Below are 17272 nucleotides of genomic sequence, written 5' to 3' on the forward strand. Positions count from 1 at the left end.
CATAGGTAAATTTGACTTCCTTTCAAGTATAAACAAGGATAGATTGTAGAAATAGAAGGACAGTCCGGGGCTGACGATGATGATCGCCGAAAAACTCGCTTATTTCTTCGAGGCCACCGACCTCATGAGCGTCTTTGTCGACTGGCCCGAGGAGATCGGGCTGGTTCTGTGTCTGGACGATGCGGGCACTTGCGAGATGCTTCTGCACCATCGTGACGAGGGGCGGGCGGTGATCCGCAAGGCGGGCGCAGTGCTGAACTGTCCGGTGGGGCAATTCGCCGTGGTGCCCGAGATCGAGGGCTATCCGACACGCCGGGTGATGTTCAGTGACGAGCAGAAGCTACTGGCGCTGGTCGAGGATGAAAGCGATCTGGCCGAGATGGCGGCGGATTACCTGATCAATTACCGCTTCCAGAAGGCGCGCAAGGAAAAGGCCGTGACCGCGCCGTCGATCGCTGCCGCCGTGCCGAAGCCGGTCGAACCTTTCCGCTGGCGTCCGCGGCTGCATTTCTCCGAGGTGCGCAAGGCCGTGCAGCCCAAATCCAAGCCGGTCAAAGGCCCCGAGATGCCGCAGGGCTATGCCGCTGCCGAGGCCGTGAAGGACAGCGAATGCCGTATCGCCGAGGGTGAAATCAGCCTCGGTCATCGCGGCGTGCGGCTGATGCTGGCGGCAGATCAGGTGACCATCAAGACGCGCACCCAGCTTGTGCAGGAGATCGGCTTTCGCGACGATTTCTCGCGCTTCGTGCTGCCGCGCAAGGCGGTCGATGGCTGGCAGGCGGGCGACCCGCTGGTGATCGACATCCCCGAGACGCGCTTTCCCGAAGGTCTGCGGCAGCGCTTTGCCAAGGGGCCGCGCGTGGCCGAGGTGACGGTGACCGCGCAGGGCGTCTTTGTGGCGCCTGGTGCGGCGATCCCGCAGCCTGAGGTCGCCGAAGAAGCGCCGATCAAGAAACGCCGCCGCTTCTTCACGCCGGGGCGGGCGGCCATGGTGGCGCTTGTGGGGCTTGGTGTGGCAACCGGCACGATGATGAATGCCGTCGAGCTGCCCAAGGAATTTGACGCGCTGTTCCAGCAGGTGGTGGCAGAGACGGACCGGTGATCTGCGCCATCATCACCCCCATCGGCCCCGGCCATGAGGCTCTGTTTCAGCAGGTTTGCGCCCCGTCGGTGGCGCAGGCCGAGGCTTGGAACAAGGGCCCGTTCGCCGAGATCCGCCATTATGCGATGGATGACACGCAGGGCCGCCACGGACGCTCGGCGCGGCGCAACGAGGCGTTGCAACGGGCATTGGCCGAGGGGGTGGACTGGGTCTTTTTCCTCGATGCCGACGATCTTCTGACCCCCAACGCTTTTGAGGCGTTCGGGCGGGTGATCGCTGAAGAACCCGATCTTGAGGCGGTCTGGGGTCTGATCTGCACGCTTGACGCGGGCGGAGAGCCGCAGCTCCGCGAGGGCCAGCCGGAGCGGATCGACACGCGCGCGGCGTTTCTTGCAGTGCAGCCCTATAACGCGGTGCAGATCGGCGGGTTCTTCCGCACGGAGCTGGCGGCGCGGATCGGCTTCGATGCCGCCATGGATACCGGCGAGGATTACAAGTTCTACTGCCAGCTCTGGGCCGGGGCGCGCTGCGCCAAGCGGCCCGAGATCTTTTTCGTCAACCAGCGCGGCCAGCATTCCACCGGCCCGCGGTCTGCCACCGGCGCCGACTGGGCGCGCAGCGTCGCCGAGCAGTGGAAGGCGCAGCTCGCGCAGCTGCCGGTCTGGGCCGAGTTCGACGATGGCGGCGAGACGCCGGTGCGCATGCGGCTTACCAACCCCGGCGATCTCATTCAGGCGTCTTACCTTCAGGGGCGGTATTTCGAGACGGACTCGCTGGAAAAGCTGAAAAGGCTGATCGACCGCCCGGCGCCGCGCATTGTCGAGGTGGGGGCGAATATCGGCAACCACGTCGTCTGGTATGCCCGGCATCTCGGCGCGTCGAAAATTTACCCGGTGGAGCCGAACCCCGAGGCGCTGGCGCTGCTCGACGACAATATCGCCGCCAACGGGCTGGACGCGGTCATCGACCGGCGCGGCATGGGCCTCGGCGCCGGGGCAGGGGAGGGGCGCTTCGTGACCGAGACCGCCGACGCCGACAACCTGGGCGCCACGCGGCTGGTCGCGGCCGAGGATGGCGGCATCGAGACCCGCTCTCTGGATGCGCTTTTGGGCGAAGACAGGGTCGATTTCATCAAGATCGACGCCGAGGGGATGGAGCTTGAGGTGCTGGAGGGCGCCGCAGAGCTGATCGCCCGCGACCGCCCGGTGATCTGGGTCGAGGTGCTGCGCCCCAATGTGATGGGCTTTGTCCAGAGCTGGTGCCGCAAGGCCGGGTATCGGGTGGCCGACAGCACGCCCTACCGCAACACCATGGATTATTTCGCCGTACCGAAGGACAGGCCATGACCACGCAAACGCTTTCCCGCAAGGAAAAACGCGCCGCCATCGCCAGGGCTTCGAAACTCTACGGGCTGAAAGGCGACGACGCGCTGGCGATCCACAACGCCTATCTGACCATGCAAAAGGGCGATCTGGGCGGCGCGCTGCGGCTTGCCCACCCGGTCACGCAGCGCCATCCGGGCAACCCCCATGGCTGGATCCTGCTGGGCAGCGCGGCGCTGAGCCAGCGCGAGGGCGAGACCGCCAAGGCGTTCTTTGCCAAGGCGGTCGAATGCGCCCCCAAAGGCGCGCGTGCTCTGGCCGGGCTTGGCAAGGCGCATGTGCTGTGTGCCGAGGTCGAGCCGGCTTGCGCGATCATGGAGCAGGCCATCGACGCGGGCAGCAAGGACGTGCCCATGATGCTGCTCTATCTCGATCTGACCGGACGGCTGGGCCGCCGCCTGCACGCGGCCAAGCGGCTGGAGCCGCTGGCGCAGAAGCTCGACAGCGCCGATCTGGCCTACAAGCTGGGCCTGTCGCTGCAGGAGGTGGACGAGACCAAACGCGCGGCGATTTGTTTCGAACGCGCCTATGCGCTCGATCCCGCGCCCGAGGCGCATCAGATCGCGCAGGCGCAGGCACTGCTTTATACGGGCCGGGTGGAAGAGGCGGAGGCACGGGCGCGGGAACTGCTTGAGACGCTCAAGGACCGCGACCAGCTGGCGCTTGTGCTGCTCACCGCGCTGCGGCTTCAGCGCAAGGGTGACGAGGCGCTGGGTTTTGCCGAGGCGTTCGAATTCGCCACGCCCGAAGGCTTTGCCCAGGCGCGTGGCATGGTGGCGAACGTGTTGCAGGACCAGGACGATATGGCGGGAGCGGAGGCCGCCTATCAGGAGGCGATGCACATCGCCGGAGAGCAACCGCGTATCCGCAAGGCCTATGGCGTCTTCTGCTATCGCGACGGGCGCTATGCCGAAGGCGCCGCGCATTACGAAAAGCGCCTGCCCGCGTTGCAGCGCCGTCAGGTGGCGGTGGAGAACGCGGCGCCGGAAAATCTCGCCATGCAGGACCGGGTGTTCCTGATGGCGGAGCAGGGCATCGGCGACCAGATCGCGCTGATGTCGCTTTTGCGTCTTGCGCCGCTGAAGGACGGGGCCGAGGTGACTTTTGTCGGCGATCCGCGTCACGGGCCGCTGCTGGACGGAAACGCGCTGGGGCTGGGCCATATGGCGCAGAGCGATCTCAACGGCGTGACGCCGCCGGTGGCGCCGGGCGAGATGGTGTTTCTCGGCGATCTGACCCGATACCTGCCCGATGCCGCCCCCGCAGCGCGGCAGGGGGCCTATCTCACTCCCGATGCGGGGGCGGTCGATACGATCCGCACGCGCTATGAGGCGCTGGCCGAGGGGCGCCCGATCTTCGGGCTCGCCTGGGCCAGCCGGTCGCTGATCGGCGCGCTGCGCTCGCTGCCGCTGTCCGAGCTGGTCGCGGTTCTGCCCGAGGGCGCCTTTGTGGTCGACCTGCAATATGGCGACACGCGCGACGAGATCGCCGCCGCGAAAGCCGCACGCCCGGATCTGCTGTTCCACAGCGATCCGCAGATCGACCAGATGACGGATCTCGCCGGGTTCGCCGCGCAGCTGACGGCGCTGGATCGGGTGATCACCATCGACAACACGACGGCGCATCTGGCGGGTGCCCTCGGCCTTGCCGATGCGCATCTGCTGCTGCCGGCGGGATCGGAATGCATGTGGTATTGGGGCGGGGAGGGCTCTGAAGACCCATGGTACGCAACGCTGACCCTGCACCGGCAGCGCCGGGCGGGCGACTGGTCGGGGCCGCTGGCAGAGCTGGCGGCGCGATGGGCCCGGTAAAGTCAGAACGGCGCGTCGCCCTCGAGCACATAGCCCTGCGCGCGGATCGTCCGCACGCGCAGGGTGTCACCGAACTGTGCTTCCAGCTTTTGCCGGATGCGCGCGATATGCACGTCGAAGCGCCGGTCGCCATAGCTCCAATCCGCCTCGCCCAGCACGCGGGCGAGCGTCGGGCGGTCGACGATCTCGCCGCGATGGGCGTTGAGATGGCTGAAGATACGCTCCTCCAAAGGCGTGAGCCCCAGCTGCACCAGCCGGGCCGCGGGCTGGCTGACCTGGGCCGCGGCGCGCAGCCGGACGGCGAGCCGCGCCTGCAGCTCGCTCGGGTCGTGATCGGCGCGCAGCGCGTCGTCGGCGCCGGCGGCAAAGGCTTCGGCGGGGCCGCGCGGCCGGTTGCCATGATCGACCGCAAGGATGACCGCCCCCGGCGCGTGGCGGCGGGCGCTGGCGATCAGCGCCAGCATGTCGTCGTCGCGCGGCAGATGCGCCGACAGCCCCGCGATCATCGCCGTGAGCGGCGTGCCGGGGCGGATCAGCTCGGCCATCTCTCCGGGCCGCGCGCGCCGCAGCACCCGCCGCATCCCGGCATTGCGCAAAAGCGCCGCCCAGGCGTTGCGCCGCGCCGTGTCGCGCTCGACCACCACCGCGAAAGAGGCCCTCTCAGCCGTCGCCATCCCGCTCCCTCGTGGGCCTGTTCAGAACGTCAAGGTTTGTGCGAAGTTTTTCTGATGTTTTCAACAAGGATTAACCTTGGGATCCTATTTCCCGGTAGATGATATGAAAAAGACGAACAAGAAGAGGTCTGCCAAATGAAGACCCTCCTGCACCGCCTTCTGGGGCGCCTGACCCGTCAGGCCCCGGCAGAGGCGGCGCCCGAGCCGGGTGAACGCTATCTGACCTGCCTTGAAACGGGGCAGCGCAAGCCGTTGTTGCGGCGCCATATTCGCGAGGCGTTTGGCATGAGCCCGGAAGAGTACAGGCAAAAATGGGGGCTGCCCGAGGACTATCCCATGGTCTCGCGCGCCTATGCGGAACGGCGAAAAGCCGCCCGGTCCATGAAGTTTCAAGGATAGTGTTCCGAAATAGCCCGGCTTCCGCTAGGATAGCTGGAACAACACCCGCTGCGGCAGGACCCGACAAAGACAATCTCGATGATGCGCAAGAGCAAACCGACCAAGATCGGCAGGCGCTTTCGAAGAAGAAACGGCAGGGATGCAGATGAGCGAACAGGATGTGAAGCAGGACATGGTAAGCCGCATTGTCGCGGCTTATGCCTCGCGCCCGGATGTCACCCCCGATGAAATCGTGGCGCTGTACCGGCGCCTGACCGGCGAGATGGGCGGCACCCCCGCCGTCGCCCCCGCGCCGCAGGCCAATCCCGGCATGCGCCCGGCGCTGCCCATCGAACAGGCTGTGACCGAGGACAAGGTGTATTGCCTGTGCTGCGGGCGCGGCTTCAAGATGCTCAAGCGGCATCTGGGCGCCGAGCATGGCATGACCGAGGCGGAATACCGCGCGGCCTTTGGTCTGCCCGAGGATATGCCGCTGGTCGCCCCCAGCTATTCGCGCAAGAAGGCGAGCCACGCCAAGGAGGCGGGCTTGGGCAAATACGACCGCTCCGTCATCGCCGGAGAGGCATGAGCTGATCCATGGCGGGCAAGAACGAACAGGCGATCGTTATCAAGCGGATCGAGGAAGACGACGGGCACGGCCATCACGGCGGTGCCTGGAAGGTGGCCTATGCGGATTTCATGACCGCGATGATGGCGTTTTTCCTGCTGCTGTGGATTCTCGCCGCCTCGGATGAGGAAAAGCTGCGCGGCCTGGCGGATTATTTCACCCCCAGCCTGTCGGAAAGCGGCGGGCGTGGCGAAGGCTTTCTCGACGGCACCGTGCTGGCGCAGGACGGGGTGATGAGCGGCACCGACGGCCCCGCGACCCCGGTGCAACTGCCGAGCTTCGGGCAGGAAAACCCGCTGGCGGTCTTCGACAGCCGGCTGCGCGACGAAAGCCCGAAAGCGGTGGTGGAATACGACACCCGCCCCGAGGGCGAACGCGATACGACCACCGTCAACGAAGAGGGCCAGGACGGCATCGAAGCGGCGCAGGCCGCCGCCGAGGCGGAGCGCGCGCAGCAGCAGTGGGAAGAGGCGCAGACCCGGCTCGAGGATCAGATTCTCGAACAGGTGATCTCCAACCCCGAGCTTCAGGCGCTGTCCGAGAACCTGCGCTTCGACCGGACGGAGAACGGGCTGGAAATCCAGATCGTCGACAAGACCGGCAGCTCGATGTTCGCCACCGGCAGCGCGCGCATCGCCGACAAGACCCGCGAGCTCTTGCGCATCATCGGCGAGGCGGTGGCCGAGCTGCCCAACGATCTGACGATCTCGGGCCACACGGATTCGGTGCCCTATTCCGGGTCCGGCACCTATTCCAACTGGGAGCTGTCCGCCGACCGTGCCAATGCCACCCGTCGGGTGCTGGTGGAAAACGGGGTGAGTGCCGCGCGCATCACCGGCATCTCCGGCCTTGCGGATACCGCGCCGCTCGATCCCGCGACACCCGATGCACCGGAAAACCGCCGCATCAGCGTGACGGTGCTTTACCCGGACAGCGCCCGCCCGCATCCGTAACACGCCGCCTACCAGATCTTGTGGTTCACGCCCGGGGGCCGGATTCGGGCCCGGGCGGCGCCGTGGCACACGCTGACCCGGCGTAATGCTGACGGAATCTAGGGGTTGAGGCACGAGTTTGGCCATATTTTGTGTTCGGCTTCCTCATGCCCGCCATATATCCACAAGTTTTTTCAGAAATGTTAAGAAAACTCAGGGGATGTGGCTAAGGGTTTCGAGCTGCATTTCTTCTTTGGGCAGCCCACAAAATACGGCAAAGACAAAGGCTTAGCCGGACGTTCTCAGAAACCCCATATTGGGTTTGAATGCGCAGGCTCCGCTATATTTAGTGCAGTGCTTTACATTTGGTGGGTTTCACGAGGTTTAACCGGGAAATACGGTGGTTTCAGGGACAAAAAATCGTGGGACAGGGTCGAACATGCGCAGGGGGAATGTGCTCAATCTGATCTGGCAGGGTGAGGTATCGCTGCCGGCGGAAGACCGTTACACCGGCTTCGAGGCGCTGTTTTCGCAGATCCTCCCGGTGCGCTGCACGGCGCTTCTGGCGGGGGGCGAATGCAGCCGGCCGCTGGCCATGGCGGACGGGCTGGAACTGGCGCCGTCGCTGCCGTTGGGCGACGTGCTGGTCGAGGAACTGCCGCTGGATCTGCCCTATGACACGCTTGTCCTGTTCTTGCCGCGCAGCCAGACCGACCTGTCGCGGCTGATGGGCGGTGCCGTCGGCGAAACGCTTCAGCTCATGCTCAGCCTCGGCAACCTGCCGATGGAGCGCGAGACCGATGCGCTTTATCTTATGGCCCATGCCGCCGCCCGCCGTGCCGCCGCGTTGCGCGCCGGCGGGGCCGCGCTGGACATACGCGCCTTCTGCGAGGGGCTCGGGCGCAGCCTGGGGCAATACTGGCTTGCCGATCAGCGCTCGTTGCTGCCCGATCCCAACCTGTTCGCCCGCCCGGATTTCCTCTGGCAGCCGCAGCTTCGTGCCTATCTGACGGAGCTCGATCCGGGCTTCTCCGCCCCCGATCCGCATATGATCGACGACGATCTGCTCTGTGTGTCGGACGATCCGCTGGGGCTCGACGACTGGGCCGAGCGCATGGAAATCGTGCTGCGGGCGGTACTGGGCGCGCCGGAGCGCGAAAACCTGCCGCTGCAAAGCGGGTTTCCTTCCCGCTTTAACCTTCAGTAAATCATTAAATTCTTCCGACACATGAAGAATTATGATTACCTGTCCTTGCAGGCAAGGATGGGGCGGGCCTTTCTTCATGATGTCCATGTCGTATCAGGCCGCGATGCGCGAGCCCCTGCTCAGTTTCGAGCAGGAGCGCGAGGCCATCGGCGGCTGGCAGGATCGTGGCGACCGCAAGGCGCTCGAACTGCTGCTGCGTGCGCATGCCCGTCAGGCCTGGTCGCAGGCGTCGCGCTTTACCGACAACCCCACCCATCTCGAAGACCTCGCTGCCGAGGGCATGCTGGGGCTGCTGCGCGCGGCGGATAGTTTCGACCGCGCGCAAGAGGTGCGCTTTGCCACCTATGCGGCCTGGTGGGTCAGGAACGGCATCTCCAGTGCGCTGTCGCGGATCAAGGCGGTGATCGACATCCCGGCGCGCACCTATCTCGACGCCCAGCTCGGACGTTTGCCGGAGGACGAGGGCATGCTCGTGCGGCTGGCCGCGCAGGCGACGGTGACCATCGACAGCGGCAGCATCGACGACGCGCCCGAGACGCGCGACACGCTGGTCTCAGGCGATATGAGCCCCGAGGAATGGGTCAGCCAGCAAAGCCGCCACAAGCAGTTGCACCGGATTCTGGCCGATGCGCTGGCGCCGCTGCACCCCGAAGAGGCAGAGGTGATCCGCCGCCGCCGGCTTTCGCCCGAACCCGAACCGTTCTGCGCCATCGCCTCGGATCTGGGCATGTCGCAGGACCGTCTCCGCCAACTCGAAAAGCGCGCCATGCTGCGGCTGCGGCGCAACCTGATCGACAGCGGCTTTTCACGAAACGTATTGTCATGATGAAATTGCTTTCCCTGCTCACCGCCGCCGTTCCGGAACCGGCCAAGGCCGTTCCGGCGCGCGAGCTGCCGCAGAACGGGCTTTTTGCCTCGCTGCTGTCGCTGCTGCGCCCGGAAGAGAGCGAGGCGGGGCAGGAGGGCGCTTCCGACGACAGCGGGGCCGGGATCGAGGCGCGTCTGGCCGAGGCCGAGACGGCGCTGTCCGATCCCGAGCTGGACGATGCGGAGCTCGCTGAAATCGTTGCGCCGCTGATCGCGGATCTGGCCGGGATGCTGGCCGAGGCACCGACGGAACTGTCGCGGCTGCGCGCTGCGCTGCCCGAGGATGCGTCCCCGGATCTTCTCGCCTCCGACGCGGCCGAGCCGGACTGGCGGGCGCTGGCCGACGCCGTGCCCGGGCTGGCGCAGCTCTTTGCCGGAGAAGAGGGCGACATGCCGGTGCCGCCCGTCGACGCCGAACGCGCCGATCCGGGTGCGGCATTGCAGGCGCTTGTGACGCGGGTGGTGAGCGAGGCGGTGGCGCTGTCGCGGCCCGAAGCGCCGGTGCCGGGCATGCTGAGCGCCGTGCTGGCGCAGGGCGCGGCCGGGTCGCTGCGCCAGTCGCGCGGTGCGGATCGGGGCGTGCCGGTGGAGGCGATGCCTGAAACCACTGCTGACGTGGCGCCGGTTCCGGACCGCGCGCCGCAGCCTGTTCCGGTCGAGGGCGAGGCGGAACTTGCCCTGGTCGCGGCTGCCGACGATCCCTCGGAAAATACGACGCCCGAGCCGCGCCGGGCCGCTGCGGGGCAGGGGCTGCCGACGCTTCCGGCGCGGCCCCAGACGCCGGAAGTGCCGTTTGTGGCGCCCTCGAACCTGGGTCTGACGGCGGTCCGCACGGTTGCGGAAACCGGCATGGCGCAGGGTGGCGGCCCGGCGGAGGCGGTTTCGGTCAGTGCGGGCGAACCGCTCCGGGCCTACCGTATCACCGTGGCCGCGCAGCAGAGCGCGTTTGACGCGCTGCCGCCGGACCCCGATCCGAAGACCGGTCTCTTGCAGGCGGTGCGGTCCGAAGGCGCCGAGATGGGGGCCGATGCCGATGGCACGCCGCAGCTCATTCCGCGCCGGGCCGAGCTGGGACTCGGAACGCCGGCTTTTGCCGCGGCTTCGCAGGCCGCCGGCGTCCCGGCCGAGCCCCAGAACACCGCGCCGGTGCCGGCCCAGGCCGCCGCCGAGGCGGTTGTGGTGGCCGCACCGGTTGTCGCAGGCGCGCTGACCGAGGCTTCGGGATCCTCCGTTCCGCCGGTGGCGGTCGCGATGACGACCCCGCTTGGCGGTGTTGTCGCTCCGCGACCCGCCGAGGCGCTTCGCCCGGCGGCTCCCGCCCCGGCGCCCGGCGGGGCAGAGCCGATTTTCGGGCAGATCCGGGCCCGGCTCGGGGATGAGGGGCAGATCCGAGTGGCGCTGAAACCCGAGGGCCTTGGCCAGCTCGAGATCGAAATCGGCCCGGATGACAGCGGTCACCTTCGGGTGGCGGTGCGGGCCGAACAATCCTCGGTCCTGTCCCTGCTGCGCGCCGACCGCGAGGGTCTGCTGACCGTCCTGCGCGACGCCGGTCATCAGGTGGAGGCGCGCGGGCTCAGCTTTTCCGATCTGGGCGCCCGGGATTCCGGACAGGGCCAGACCCCGGGGCAGGGGGGCAGCCGCGCCGGCGCCGGGCCTTTGCCGGGCAGCGAGCGCGCCAGCGAGGCGGCCGAGCCCGATCCCGAGCCCAGGCTGGTGAGGCGCCCCCCGGCGGGCGGCGTCGATATTCAGGTTTAACCGAGAGGAGGCCCGTATGGCGATCGACCCGTTCGGCCTTGGCACCGCGAGTGGTGCCAGCAGCACATCTTCCACCGCGATGAGTCAGCTCAGCGAGGATTATCAGAGCTTCATCACCCTGCTGACGGCGCAGATCCAGAACCAGGATCCGCTGGAGCCGATGGACAGCACGACCTTCGTGTCGCAGCTCGCGCAGCTTAGCCAGGTGGAACAGGCCGTGGCGTCCAACGCCAATCTCGAAGGCATCGCTTCGCAGCTCACCAGCCTTTCGGCGATCACCGGGCTGTCGCTGATCGGCAAGACCGTTGTGGCGCCCACCAATCAGGTGGGGCTGAGCGGCGGTATCGCCGAGCTGGGGTATCGGCTGGGGCAGGAGGCCGACAGCGTGACGCTGACGATCAAGACCGCAGACGGCACCGTCCTGCGCAGCTATGGCGGGCTGCCGGTGACCCCGGGCGAGCTGCACGAGCTGACCTGGGACGGGCTGGACTACGAAGGGCTGCCGCTGCCGGACGGGCAATATGTGATGGTGCTGGAGGCGGTCGACGGCAAGGGCGACGCGGTGGCCTCGCAGACCTATGCGGCGTCGGAAGTCATGAGCATGACCTATGAGAGCGGGCTTGCCACGCTGCATCTGGCCAATAGCGCCACGGTGCTGGCCGGGATGATCGAAGAGGTGCGCTGAGGCAGCGCATACCCGTTGCCTTTGGCGCGGGACAGGCGAAGCCGCCTTATTTCTTATCGAACAGCGATGTGGTGCCGAACGGCACAGGGCCGCCGGGCTGGGAATGGCGCGGCGACCCTTTTGCGTTCGGTTGAAGGCCGCGGATCAGCTCCGCGGCACGTCTGCTTTCACGAGCGACAGGAACAGCACGTTGGACACGTCCTCGCCGAACCCGGCGCGCAGGTCCGAGGCCAGGGTTTCCGACAGCTTGTGCGTGTCGATGTTCACGCCCTGCATCGAGGAGGTGCTGGCCGCGCGATGCATCGAAGTCAGCACCGCGTCGCGCAGGCGCGAAGCGTTCTCGGCCTCGTTGAACACTTCGGCGACCTTGGTGTCGCGCATCGCCACGCCCACTTCCGAGACCACATAGGTCACACTGTTGGCACGGTAGACCGGCACGCTGACGCGGCCCAGCCGGACCACGCTGCTGTCGGAATAGGCGCTTGCGCGGATCAGGCTCGCCTCGGTCTCGTGCGCCGGGCGGCTTTCGCCATGCGACGACGAGGGGTTCGCGATATGGGGATCGTGTTCCTCGGTCACCACGGGCTCGGATGCCTTGGTGGCCATCTCATCGAGCACCTTTTCGGCCTCGCTGCGCCCGCCATCATCGGTCACCGCCGCGTGTTGCGGGCCATGTTCCTCCGCCGGGGGCAGAAAATGTCCTGCCCCGTATCCTGCGGCGCCGCAAAGCACCGGCAGGGCGGCAAAGGCAACGTATGCTTTCTTCATATCCGAATCCCGCGCTTCCTGAGTCAGCGTCCGGTATGAAGGGCAATTCTGGCGATAGTTTATTTAAATGGTGACCAAATTCCGGATCAATAAGGCAGGATAATGTCCATGACATCCTCGCCATAACCGCGCGTCTGCTGTCGGCTGATGGAACCGCGCCCGCCATAGCTGATCCGTGCTTCGGCCATCTTGTCGTAGGGGATGGTATTGCCCATGTCGATGTCCTGCGGCCGGATGATCCCCGAGACGCGCAGCTCGCGCAGTTCCTCGTTGACCTTGACCTCCTGACGGCCGACCACCACGAAATTGCCGTTTGGCAGCTCGTGCACAACAAGCGCCGCCATGCGCAGCGAAATCGATTCGTTGCGGTTGATCGTGCCATCGCCCGAGGCGCCGGTGGTCGAGGTGATGTCGACGATATTGTCCGAGGGCAGATCCTCGGGTTCGACCCCGGGCAGGATCTTGTCAATCTGGGTGCCGTAGCCGAAGAATTTCGGATAGGCCATCGTACTGGAACCGGTGCGGGTCCGGTCCGAGGCGTTGCGCAGGCTGGCCTCGTCCTCGATCTCGATGACGATGGTCAGCAGATCGCCCACCTGGGTGGCGCGCTGATCACCGAAGAACCCGGTCGAGCCGTGTTCCCAAAGCGACGCCGCCTCGGCGCGGTAGGGGATACGCGCGGGTTCGGGCGGCGGCATCGGCACGTTGACGCTGCGCGCGGCGGCAAGATCGTCGCTATCGACGCCGATCCGGCTGAGCTCGGGGTCGCGGTCGAAAACCGGGGTGCTGCAACCGGCCACGATGGCCAGCGCGGACACGCTGAAAAGAGCGACGCGGGGGCGGGTCATCGGATCACCTCGACAAGTCCTTCTCCGCGGGCGACAGCCACCAGCGGGGCATTGCTGACCAGATTGACGATGCGCAGCTCCTGCCCGCGATGGGCATCGTCCAGCGCGCGGCCCGGGGCGGTCACAACCAGCCGGCCGTCGTCGTAAAGAATGTTCACCTTGTCGCCGCGGTCGATGACCAGCGGCTCCATGACCGATTGGGTCATCACCGGGCGACCCGCTGCCAGCATCCGCCGCACCTGCATGCCTTCGAGCTTGCCCGGATCGGTGATGGTGTAGGCGCCGACGCGCTTCACCGGCAACTCCACCGTCTTGACGTCGCCGGCGCCGACCAGCTCGCCCGGCATCAGGCGGCGGGTGGGCACCGGCAGCTCGAGCATGGCGAGCAGCCGGCCTTGCAGCCGGTGGGTTATCCCTTCGGGCGTCACCGCATTGGCGAGAAACTGGCCGGTGTCGCGGTCCATCCAGAAGGCCGAGATCATCTCGGCCTCCTCGATCGTGCCGCCGGTAAAGCGCACATGAACCCGCGCGTCGGGCGGCAGATCGTTGCCCCAGCTCTGCCGCGCCTGTTCCTCGATCAGCACTTCGGGCGCCTCGGCGAACACGGCGAGGGGCGTCAGGGCAAGTGCACAGATCAGGGGAAAGAGGCGGCGCAGCATGGCTTACTTGATCTGGTTGGCCGCAGACATCATCTGATCGGCGGTTTCGATGGCCTTGGAGTTCATCTCATAGGCGCGCTGCGCCTGAATGAGATCGGTGATCTGGCGCACGATGTCGACATTCGAGCTTTCCAGATAGCCTTGGCGCAGAATGCCGATGCCCGCATCGCCCGGCAGCGCCGGGATCGGATCGCCCGAGGCGACGGTCGCTTCCAGCATGTTGTCGCCCAGCGGATGCATGCCCGCGTCGTTGACGAAGGTGGTCAGGGTGAACTGGCCGACCTCGACGGGGATCGGGTCGTTTTCCACATAGGCGCTGACGATTCCGGTCTCGCTGATCTCGACGGCGGTGGTGTTGTCGGGCAGCACGATGCCCGGATCGACCTCGAACCCCTGATGGTTGACGATCTGGCCCTCGGCCGACAGGCGGAAGCTGCCGTCGCGGGTATAGGCCTGGCCGCCATCCGGCAGGTTGATGGTGAAATAGCCGCGCCCGTCGATCGCCAGGTCGAGCTGGTTTTCGGTCTGTGCCAGCCCGCCCTGGGTGTTGAGCCGCACCGTGCCCACCGTCTGTACGCCGAGACCCACATCGAGCCCCACGGGCCGGGTGTTGCCCTCTTCGGCGGTCACCGCGCCCTCGCGCGACATGTTCTCGTAGATGAGATCGGTGAACGAGGCGCGGGCGCTCTTGAACCCGGTGGTGTTGGCGTTGGCGATATTGTTCGAGATGACATCGACATTGGTCTGCTGCGCCATCATGCCGGTTGCCGCGATGCTCAGGGCTTTCATATTGCGTTCCTTCGCTTAGCTGGTCTGGCCGATACGGCTCAGCATTTGCTTTTTCAGCTCATCGTCCGAGGCGATGAGGTTGAGCGCGTGCTGATAGGCCTGCTGGATGTCGATCAGCCGGGTGACCTCGCTCACCGCCTGCACGTTGCTGCTTTCCACCGCGCCCTGGATGATCTGGGTGCCGGTCTCGTCGGGGTCGAGCTGGGCGGTGCCCTCCTCGGGGATGAACATCCCGCCGCCGGCGCGGCCCAGGCTTTGCCGGTCGGGCAGGGCGAAGATGCCGACCTGCCCCAGAACGCCGCCCTCGGTCGAGGAGATCACCCCGTCTTCGGAAATGCTCACCGTGCTGGCGAATTCCGGCGGAATCGCCAGCGGGGCGCCACCCAGGTCGAGGATCTGCGCGCCGCTGGCGGTGACCACGCGGCCCTGCGCGTCGAGCACGAGGCTGCCGTCGCGGCCATAGCCGGTGCGCCCGTCGGCCAGCGCATAGGCGAACCAGCCCTGACCGCTCAGCGCCATGTCCAGCGCGTTGCCCGTGCGCACCACCGCGCCCGGCGTGTCGTCGAGATAAGAGCCCCGGTCGATGAGGTAATTGGTGCCGTCCCCGGCCAGCGCGGCATCGTCCTGCTGGAGATAGCTTTCGAACAGCACCCGTTCGGATTTGAAGCCGGTGGAATTGGCGTTGGCGATATTGTTCGCCGTCACGTCAAGCTGGCGCTCCAGCGCCGTGAGCTGCGACAGCGCGACATAGGTCGAATTATCCATGCACCAAACTCGCCAATATTTGCCCGAACATTCTTTTCTTGCCGAGAATGCGATTTCAGATAAGATAAAGCAAGCATAATCATGGTGAGGCAAACAAATAAAGTGGCCTATTCTTGTGCGTTCCGGGGGCGTCACGCGGCGGTCATGGCGGTGTTGCTTTGCGCCTGTCCGGTGCTGGCGCAGCGCAGCCCGGTGGACGCGGCCGACCAGCTCACCCCCGCGCTGCTGAGCCCGATGCGGGTCATCGACCCGCCGGCGCTGTATCTTGCACAGCGCCAGGCACAGCCGTTTCTGGAGGAGCGCAAGGCACTGATGGAGGCGGTGATCGCGGCGGGCGACCGCCAGCCCGATCTGGCGCGGGCGCTCACCGATCTGGCCGAGTTCTTCTTTGCCCATGCCATGGCGCCCGAGGGGCTTTCGGTGCTGGGCCATGTCGGCGGCACCGAAGTGCCGCCTGCGCATGAGCTGCGCGCGGGCGCCTTCGAGCTGGCGCTGGGGCTCATCGACCCGCGCGACCGCCCGCTGACCGAACGCGCCAGGGCGCTGCTGGAGCCGGTCCATGCGGGCTGGGCGGATCAGCCGCTGTTTCTGGCGCTTTCGCATCTGCGCGACGCCGACTGCGCCGGGGCGGGGCCGCTGCTGACCGATGCGGTGATGCGGCTCGCCCGGTTTCCCAAGCCGGTGCAGGAACGGGTGCTGCCGGGGTTCCTGGAATGCGCCATCGAAACCGAGCAGTGGCGGCTGGCGCGCGATCTTGCCGGCGCCTTCGACAGCTATCCCGCCCTCAAGGACAGCCCGGCCTATCACTTCCTGCTCGGCCGGGTGGCCGAGATGGGCGACGAGCCGCTGGCGGCCTTCGACAGCTATGTGCAGGCGCAGGACGGCAGCGATCTCTGGGCGCATCGGGCGCGGCGGGCGCTGGTGGATCTGAGCCTGCGGCACGAGGCGGTGAGCACCGAAGAGGCGGTGACGATGCTGTCCCTGGAGACCGAGCTGTGGCGCGGCGACCGCTATGGCGGCGAGACGCTGGATGATCTGGCCTCGCTTCAGGCGATCTCGGGCGATCCGGTGTCGGCCATCGAAAGCTATGGCCGCCTGATCCAGCGCCAGGCGGACTCGCCGCTGGCCGATGTCGCGCAGCAGAAGGCGCGGGCGCTGATCGACGATCTCTATCAAAGCGGCGCCAGCGCCGAGGTGCCGCTGGGCCGATTCATGGGCTGGCACGAGCGCATTGCGCCCTATTTCCGCTTCACGGTCGGTTTTGCGCTGTCATCGGAGCGCTTTGCCGACCGTTTTCTCGCCGCCGGGGCGACCACGGTTGCGGCGCGGGAATATGCCACGATCCACGATTATCTGACCGCCGCGCAGGATCTGGGCATTGCCGAGGCCGAGCCGGGTCAGCTCGACCGGCTGTCGGTCAAGGAGGCCGAGGCGCTGCTGGCCGGCGGGCAGATCGAGACGCTGGGCGCGCTGCTGGCGCAGCCGGTGACGCCGGCGGATCCGGATCTGGCGCGGCGCTATGCTCTGGTTTCGGCGCGCTATCTCGAAGAGACCGGGCAGACGGGCGAGCTGCTGAAGGACGAGGGCGGCGAAGTGCCGGTGCAGATCCTGCGGCTGCGGGCGCAGGCACAGTTCGAGCGCGCGGACTGGCCGGCGGCGCTGGCCGCCTATGGCGCGCTGCGCGATCGGCTGGGCGATGCGCTGCCGCTGCCCGACGCGATCCGCTATCTGCTGGCCGCGCATCGCAACGGCGACAGCGCGAAGACCGCCGAGCTGGCGCAGGAGTTTCCCAGCCTCACCGAACTGCCGGGCTGGGGCGACATTGCCCGCGGCCTGACCATCGCCGCGCCCGAGCTGCTGCCGCTGCGCGAAGACACGGCGCGGGCGCGGATCGAGAACGCCCAGGAGATGCTCGACAGCCTGCCGGACGTGGACAAGCTGAACTGAACGGGGCGGTGGGCAGATTGCCCACCCTACGGGATCAAGCGGCGAAACCTGCAAGGGTAGGGTGGGCAATCTGCC

At 66.8% G+C, this 17272-nt stretch carries 17 protein-coding genes; 11 read left to right on the forward strand and 6 right to left on the reverse strand.

The annotated features are described in order from the left end of the window. Positions 1-76: 76 nt before the first annotated feature. From M4578_RS22330 to M4578_RS22340, 3 genes are read left to right on the forward strand one after another with little or no spacing between them, the layout of a single operon-like run. Positions 77-1102, forward strand: coding sequence for a hypothetical protein (locus tag M4578_RS22330; RefSeq protein WP_258095351.1), 1026 nt, complete (start codon positions 77-79; stop codon positions 1100-1102). Further along, positions 1099-2448, forward strand: coding sequence for an FkbM family methyltransferase (locus M4578_RS25755; protein WP_258095352.1), 1350 nt, complete (start codon positions 1099-1101; stop codon positions 2446-2448). Before M4578_RS22330 ends, M4578_RS25755 begins: the two co-directional genes overlap by 4 nt. After that, positions 2445-4295, forward strand: coding sequence for a tetratricopeptide repeat protein (locus M4578_RS22340; RefSeq protein ID WP_258095353.1), 1851 nt, complete (start codon positions 2445-2447; stop codon positions 4293-4295). The genes M4578_RS25755 and M4578_RS22340 overlap by 4 nt, the downstream gene beginning before the upstream one ends. Positions 4296-4297: 2 nt before the next feature. On the opposite strand, the gene M4578_RS22345 is transcribed toward M4578_RS22340, so the two are convergent. Next, complete coding sequence (locus M4578_RS22345; protein WP_258095354.1) at positions 4298-4969, reverse strand: response regulator transcription factor; 672 nt, start codon at positions 4967-4969, stop codon at positions 4298-4300. A 135-nt stretch (positions 4970-5104) separates the two neighbouring features. Between M4578_RS22345 and M4578_RS22350 the strand changes: the two genes are divergently transcribed. The 7 genes from M4578_RS22350 (at position 5105) to M4578_RS22380 (ending at position 11421) form a co-directional block, all read left to right on the forward strand. After that, on the forward strand, positions 5105-5368 hold the full coding sequence (locus M4578_RS22350; RefSeq protein ID WP_258095355.1) for a MucR family transcriptional regulator: 264 nt from the start codon (positions 5105-5107) through the stop codon (positions 5366-5368). 145 nt (positions 5369-5513) lie between these two features. Then, positions 5514-5936: a Ros/MucR family transcriptional regulator gene (locus M4578_RS22355; protein WP_258095356.1), complete on the forward strand. Its 423-nt coding sequence runs from the start codon at positions 5514-5516 to the stop codon at positions 5934-5936. 8 nt (positions 5937-5944) lie between these two features. Continuing rightward, complete coding sequence (locus M4578_RS22360) at positions 5945-6928, forward strand: flagellar motor protein MotB (protein WP_258095357.1); 984 nt, start codon at positions 5945-5947, stop codon at positions 6926-6928. Between the two features lie 418 nt (positions 6929-7346). Continuing rightward, complete coding sequence (locus M4578_RS22365) at positions 7347-8114, forward strand: hypothetical protein (RefSeq protein WP_258095358.1); 768 nt, start codon at positions 7347-7349, stop codon at positions 8112-8114. A 76-nt stretch (positions 8115-8190) separates the two neighbouring features. Next, positions 8191-8940, forward strand: coding sequence for a sigma-70 family RNA polymerase sigma factor (locus tag M4578_RS22370; protein WP_258095359.1), 750 nt, complete (start codon positions 8191-8193; stop codon positions 8938-8940). After that, positions 8937-10736: a flagellar hook-length control protein FliK gene (locus M4578_RS22375; protein WP_258095360.1), complete on the forward strand. Its 1800-nt coding sequence runs from the start codon at positions 8937-8939 to the stop codon at positions 10734-10736. The genes M4578_RS22370 and M4578_RS22375 overlap by 4 nt, the downstream gene beginning before the upstream one ends. Before the next feature lie 16 nt (positions 10737-10752). After that, the gene (locus M4578_RS22380; RefSeq protein ID WP_258095361.1) at positions 10753-11421 is read left to right on the forward strand and encodes a flagellar hook assembly protein FlgD; all 669 of its coding nucleotides are present in this window, start codon (positions 10753-10755) and stop codon (positions 11419-11421) included. 144 nt (positions 11422-11565) lie between these two features. Here M4578_RS22380 and M4578_RS22385 read toward each other — a convergent pair whose 3' ends face one another. The 5 genes from M4578_RS22385 to M4578_RS22405 form a co-directional block, all read right to left on the reverse strand. Beyond that, entirely contained in the window at positions 11566-12189 is a 624-nt protein-coding gene (locus M4578_RS22385; RefSeq protein WP_258095362.1) for a hypothetical protein, read from the reverse strand. Positions 12190-12275: 86 nt separating this feature from the next. Further along, positions 12276-13037 (reverse strand): flagellar basal body L-ring protein FlgH, encoded by a 762-nt coding sequence (locus tag M4578_RS22390; protein ID WP_258095363.1) that lies wholly within the window; start codon positions 13035-13037, stop codon positions 12276-12278. After that, positions 13034-13696 (reverse strand): flagellar basal body P-ring formation chaperone FlgA, encoded by a 663-nt coding sequence (gene flgA, locus M4578_RS22395; RefSeq protein ID WP_258095364.1) that lies wholly within the window; start codon positions 13694-13696, stop codon positions 13034-13036. Before flgA ends, M4578_RS22390 begins: the two co-directional genes overlap by 4 nt. 3 nt (positions 13697-13699) lie before the next feature. Continuing rightward, on the reverse strand, positions 13700-14485 hold the full coding sequence (gene flgG, locus M4578_RS22400; RefSeq protein ID WP_258095365.1) for a flagellar basal-body rod protein FlgG: 786 nt from the start codon (positions 14483-14485) through the stop codon (positions 13700-13702). Positions 14486-14500: 15 nt separating this feature from the next. Continuing rightward, positions 14501-15250: a flagellar hook basal-body protein gene (locus M4578_RS22405; RefSeq protein ID WP_258095366.1), complete on the reverse strand. Its 750-nt coding sequence runs from the start codon at positions 15248-15250 to the stop codon at positions 14501-14503. Between the two features lie 102 nt (positions 15251-15352). Between M4578_RS22405 and M4578_RS22410 the strand changes: the two genes are divergently transcribed. Beyond that, complete coding sequence (locus M4578_RS22410) at positions 15353-17197, forward strand: hypothetical protein (protein WP_258095367.1); 1845 nt, start codon at positions 15353-15355, stop codon at positions 17195-17197. The last annotated feature ends 75 nt before the right edge of the window (positions 17198-17272 follow it).

Source organism: Salipiger pentaromativorans, from assembly GCF_024721115.1.
GTDB lineage: Bacteria > Pseudomonadota > Alphaproteobacteria > Rhodobacterales > Rhodobacteraceae > Salipiger > Salipiger pentaromativorans.

Bases quoted from the DNA above. Each gene is read 5' to 3' on its own strand.
- M4578_RS22330 (WP_258095351.1), top strand. From the start codon at position 77: ATGATGATCGCCGAAAAACTCGCTTATTTCTTCGAGGCCACCGACCTC.
- M4578_RS22340 (WP_258095353.1), top strand. From the start codon at position 2,445: ATGACCACGCAAACGCTTTCCCGCAAGGAAAAACGCGCCGCCATCGCC.
- M4578_RS22345 (WP_258095354.1), bottom strand. From the start codon at position 4,969: ATGGCGACGGCTGAGAGGGCCTCTTTCGCGGTGGTGGTCGAGCGCGAC.
- M4578_RS22350 (WP_258095355.1), top strand. From the start codon at position 5,105: ATGAAGACCCTCCTGCACCGCCTTCTGGGGCGCCTGACCCGTCAGGCC.
- M4578_RS22355 (WP_258095356.1), top strand. From the start codon at position 5,514: ATGAGCGAACAGGATGTGAAGCAGGACATGGTAAGCCGCATTGTCGCG.
- M4578_RS22360 (WP_258095357.1), top strand. From the start codon at position 5,945: ATGGCGGGCAAGAACGAACAGGCGATCGTTATCAAGCGGATCGAGGAA.
- M4578_RS22365 (WP_258095358.1), top strand. From the start codon at position 7,347: ATGCGCAGGGGGAATGTGCTCAATCTGATCTGGCAGGGTGAGGTATCG.
- M4578_RS22370 (WP_258095359.1), top strand. From the start codon at position 8,191: ATGATGTCCATGTCGTATCAGGCCGCGATGCGCGAGCCCCTGCTCAGT.
- M4578_RS22375 (WP_258095360.1), top strand. From the start codon at position 8,937: ATGATGAAATTGCTTTCCCTGCTCACCGCCGCCGTTCCGGAACCGGCC.
- M4578_RS22380 (WP_258095361.1), top strand. From the start codon at position 10,753: ATGGCGATCGACCCGTTCGGCCTTGGCACCGCGAGTGGTGCCAGCAGC.
- M4578_RS22385 (WP_258095362.1), bottom strand. From the start codon at position 12,189: ATGAAGAAAGCATACGTTGCCTTTGCCGCCCTGCCGGTGCTTTGCGGC.
- M4578_RS22390 (WP_258095363.1), bottom strand. From the start codon at position 13,037: ATGACCCGCCCCCGCGTCGCTCTTTTCAGCGTGTCCGCGCTGGCCATC.
- flgA (WP_258095364.1), bottom strand. From the start codon at position 13,696: ATGCTGCGCCGCCTCTTTCCCCTGATCTGTGCACTTGCCCTGACGCCC.
- flgG (WP_258095365.1), bottom strand. From the start codon at position 14,485: ATGAAAGCCCTGAGCATCGCGGCAACCGGCATGATGGCGCAGCAGACC.
- M4578_RS22405 (WP_258095366.1), bottom strand. From the start codon at position 15,250: ATGGATAATTCGACCTATGTCGCGCTGTCGCAGCTCACGGCGCTGGAG.